This window comes from Sphingopyxis sp. (genome assembly GCF_016463645.1).
GTDB lineage: Bacteria > Pseudomonadota > Alphaproteobacteria > Sphingomonadales > Sphingomonadaceae > Sphingopyxis.
In genome coordinates, this window is record NZ_JAEMQX010000199.1 from 1 (window position 1) to 4,548 (window position 4,548).

Genomic DNA, 4,548 nt, shown 5'->3' on the forward strand with positions numbered 1-4,548 from the left:
CCGACCGAGCGTTCGCGGCTGGCGCTGTATTTGGCGCGCGCCATTTCGGGCGGGGCGCGGTCGATATAGTCCTGAAGGACGTTGTCGAGCATGCGCATCACATCCTCGATGAAGCGCTTGTCGCCGTTCCACTCGTCCCAGGTTTCGAGGTTGAGCGACGAGAGGCAGCAGACCGCGGTGCGATCCTGACCCAGATGGTCGCGGCCGGTGGGCAGCGTGATTTCGCTGCAGAGGTTCGAGGTGGTGACCTTGAGCCCGAGGTCGCGATGATGCTTCGGCATCATGCGGTTCACCTGATCGATGAAGATGATGTAGGGTTCGCCGGTCGCGAGGCGCGTCTCGACGAGCTTCTGGAACAGCCCGCGCGCGTCGACGGTGCCGCGGACGCTCTGGTCCTTGGGGCTGCGCAGGTTGAATTCGGCGCCGTCGCGGACGGCCTCCATGAACTCGTCGGTGATGAGGACGCCGTGATGCAGGTTCAGCGCCTTGCGGTTGAAGTCGCCCGAGGGTTTGCGGACCTCGAGGAACTCCTCGATCTCGGGGTGCGAGATGTCGAGGTAGCAGGCGGCCGAGCCGCGGCGGAGCGAGCCCTGGCTGATCGCGAGGGTGAGGCTGTCCATCACGCGGACGAAGGGGATGATGCCGCTGGTCTTGCCGTTCAGACCGACGGGTTCGCCGATGCCGCGCACCGCGCCCCAATAGGTGCCGATGCCGCCGCCGCGGCTGGCGAGCCAGACATTCTCGTTCCACGTGCCGACGATGCCCTCGAGGCTGTCGTCGACCGAGTTCAGGTAGCAGGAGATCGGCAGGCCGCGGCCGGTGCCGCCGTTCGAGAGAACGGGGGTCGCGGGCATGAACCAGAGCTTCGAGATATAGTCGTAGAGGCGCTGCGCGTGGTCCTGATCGTCGGCATAGGCGTCGGCGACGCGCGCGAAGAGATCCTGGTACGATTCACCGGGGAGGAGATAGCGGTCCTCGAGCGTTTCCTTGCCGAAATCGGTGAGGAGCGCGTCGCGGCTGCGGTCGGTCTCGATCGCGAAGCGGCGCGCGTGGACCTTGGGCTCGCTGCCGTCGTTGAGCTTCGCCGGGGCGGCCGAATCATCCTTCGGTTCGCCTTTCGATTCGGGTGCCGCCGGAGCGTCGTTCTTCGCCAGTTCCATCGTCGCCACGTCGCTCGTCTCCACCCGTTCGCTTTCCCGAAAATCCATCGCATTCATCCCCGATCTGAACGCGCACAGGGGTGCGCATGTTCCTGTCTTGTTCGACTCAGGGCGAAGCCCCGATCCTAGCATCTAAACCTGTCCCCGTGGGCACTTTTTTTGGCCGCAGAAAGGGTTTTCCCGTGCCCATGTGCGATGGACGACGGAAATCCGCCACTTACAGCCTGATACTATTTATTGGGGTGCCCCCGTGTGTGACCCACCACCTATAGTGCCACGTCGGCGCGCCGATGCAAGACGGTAAATGACAGAACGGGGACTCGACTCGTCGATAATTTGATTCGTCTCGTCGCCGCAAATGGACGCCCGGGCGGGTGCGGGCAAGGCATTCCGCGGCTTTGCGCGCGGAAGCGATGACCGGTTGATGCGGCGCGATTTTTTTTAGCCGGGGCGCGCGGCGGGGCGAAGCGCGTCGCGACGCGGCGCGGAAGCGTTAGCTGTCAACGGAGAAATGAGGCCGGCACGCGCGCGGCGCGCAAAAAGAAAGGGCCCCGGCAATGCCGGAGCCCCTTCCCGAATTTGTTTCCTGCTTAGGCCTGACCGCCAGCACTGTCCGTACCGGTGCCGCCCAGGAAGCGCCAAAACCAACCCATGATAAATCTCCTGTTCGCACTGCCCACGAGGAACAGTTAACGGAGCATATACCTTAATTAGTAAGGTAAATCGAGTCTTAACTATGATGATTGCCGCCACATTGGCAGCTATGCGGTGCGGTTATGGGGAGTGGTCGCGAGCGCCGCCGCGAGTTCGGAAAACAGTTGAGGTTTTCCAAGATGATAGCCTTGCCCCACATCGCAGCCTAGGCTCGCGAGGAGGGTCATGGTTTCGGCATCTTCAATGCCTTCGGCGACCGCGACGGCGCCAAGGCGGTGCGCCAGATCGATGGTCGATTTGACCACTTCGAGGTTCCGCTGCGAATCGCGCATCGTCATCACGAATCGCTTGTCGATCTTGATCTCGTCGGCCTCGATCTCGGTCAGATATTCGAGGTTCGACTGGCCGGTGCCATAATCGTCGATCGACAGGCGAATGCCGGCGCGGCGGAGCTGGGCGAGCGTCTGGCGCGCCTGGCGGCTGTTTTCGATCTGCGCGGTCTCGGTGATCTCGATCGTCAGGGTTTCGGGCGGCAGATGGTGCGCGGTCAGCATCACGCGGATCGTGCCGACGAGGTCGCTGTGGTCCAGCAGGCTCGCCGACAGGTTGACCGACATGTTGATCGGAAGCCCGCGTTCGCGCAGCTGCGCCGCCGAGCGGATCGCCTGATCCATCACGAACAGCGTCAGGCGGTAGATGTCCTGGCTCTTTTCGGCCTGGACGATGAACTCGTCGGGCGGGATCGGGCCGCGCGTCGGGTGCGTCCAGCGCGCGAGCGCCTCGACGCCCACGAGCCGCTGCGTCGCGATCTCGTATTGCGGCTGAAAGGCGACCCAGATGTCGCCGCCGGTGAGCGCGTCCTCGAGCTGCGAGTGGAAGGAAAGCTGCCAGCCGGCATCCTCCTTCTGGCGCGAGGTATATTTGGTCCACAGCGAGCGTGTGCGGATCGCGCGCTCGGCGGCGACGAGCGCGGCGGCGAGGCGCTGCGCGTTCGAGCCCTCGAACTCGTCGTTGACCCCGAAGGCGATCGCGACGTCGACGCGCAGCTCGCCGATCGTCAGCGGCGCGTTGAACAGCGCGGCGAGCCCTGCGAGCTGCCCCTCGATCTGGCTGTGCTGATAATAGGGCACGAGCCAGGCGAAGGTGCCGTCGAGATCGTGGTGCAGCGTCGTGCCCTGCGAGGCGAGCTGGAGCCGGCGGGTGACCTGTTCGACGAGCTTGCCGATGCCGTTGCCCGGGATGAAGGCGGCGAGATCCTCGAAATTGACGACCTTTGCCGCGACCACCGTCGCGCTGCCGAAGGGCGGCAGCGATCGCAGCGCCTCGAAATTGGGCAAGCCGGAGACCGGGTTTTCGCGTTGCGCCGAAGCGCGGCGGCGGGAGCGCGACACGTTGGCGGCGATGGCGGCGATGAAGAATAGCGCGGGGCCGATCCACGAGGTGACGAGCATGGTACCGAGGAAGATCTTGCCGCCGATGAGGAGGACCGTTGTGCCCAGGGCGACCGGAGCGAAGGCGCGTTGAAAGCGCGGGAGCAGCGCCAGTCCCGTCGCCGCGATGGCGAACAGCAGCGGAGGAATCCAGCCGATGTCGACGGGGTTCCCCCGCTTCAGCGTTTCCGCGGCGATGACGTGGAGGAATCCGCCGGGAATGCGATTATGCCCCGGCAGATAGAAATAGTCCTGAAAGCTGGGCGCGGTCGGGGCAAAGATCACATCCTTGCCGGCCAGTTCGCGCGCGCCGACCTTGCCCGAAAGCAGGTCCGCTGCGCTATACTCCGAGATGGTCCGGGTGTTGTAGCCGAGATCGAGGCGAAAGCTCTTCGGCGTATCGCTATGCCTGCCCGCGATGATCGCGGCGAACGTCGGAAGGAGCCGCCCTTCGGCGCGATAAGCGATCGGGGCGCTCCAGACCTGCCAGAACTCGCTTTCGATGGCGATGCTCGCCAGCGGGACATCGGGGCCGAACCGCTTGCTGGGAAAGGTGGTGACCTTTTCGTCGCTGCCCGGGACCTGACGCGTCGAGACGGCAAGTACCACGCGGTCGCCCATGTTCCTTACCGCATCGACGAATAGCGGGAAGTCGCGGTCCGCCTCCCGCCGGTCGAAATAGAAATCGATCAGGAGGCGCTTGGCACCGGCCCGGTTTGCCGCGTCGACGACTTTTGCATATTGCGTCATCGAAAAGTTGCGGTTGGGCGATTGCGCCATCGTGCGCTCGTCGAGCGCGACGACAACCACCTGCCCGGAAACCGCACGATTGGCGAGACGGCCGACGACCGCGTCGAGCACCCGGTCGGCTATTTCGCCAGCCGACGAAATGCCCACCGCCAGCGCAATCAGCAGCGACAGTGCGATGGTTCGCCAGCTGATGATCAGACTTTTGACCGGGATGGGCACGCACGTCTCCAGCAATTGCCGGTCGCGTCTAGTCCCAGATGGTTATCATCGCGTTAATTATGAACGAAATCCTGCGGCGCGCGCCGAAGCGTGAGGCGCAGGATTCCGGGCTGTTCAGGCGATCGCGGGCAGCGGTTCGAGCGCCGCGTCGCCGGCGAGCGCCGAGGGCGCGAGGCCGGTCGCCGCGGGGACGATCTGCTGGAGGTAGAAACGCGTCGAGACGATCTTGGCTTCGAGGAAGGCGCGGTCGCCGCCACCCTCGTCGAGCGCGGTGCGCGCGGCCTTGTGCTGGATCGCCATCAGCCAGCCGCACGTCGCGGTGGCGAGCATGGTGA

At 64.6% G+C, this 4,548-nt stretch carries 3 protein-coding genes; all 3 read right to left on the reverse strand.

Translation table 11 applies throughout. The features are described 5' to 3' along the window. Window positions 1-1,208, reverse strand: a 1,208-nt coding sequence (locus JHC57_RS21265; RefSeq protein ID WP_294032577.1) for a ribonucleoside-diphosphate reductase subunit alpha, incomplete at its 3' end; no start/stop codon positions are given. A gap of 713 nt (window positions 1,209-1,921) precedes the next feature. After that, window positions 1,922-4,213 carry an EAL domain-containing protein gene (locus JHC57_RS21270; RefSeq protein ID WP_294032578.1) on the reverse strand — a complete coding sequence of 764 codons (2,292 nt, stop codon included), beginning with the start codon at window positions 4,211-4,213 and terminating at the stop codon, window positions 1,922-1,924. Between the two features lie 114 nt (window positions 4,214-4,327). Further along, window positions 4,328-4,548: acyl-CoA dehydrogenase C-terminal domain-containing protein (locus JHC57_RS21275; protein WP_294032579.1), on the reverse strand; the 221-nt coding region annotated here is incomplete at its 5' end.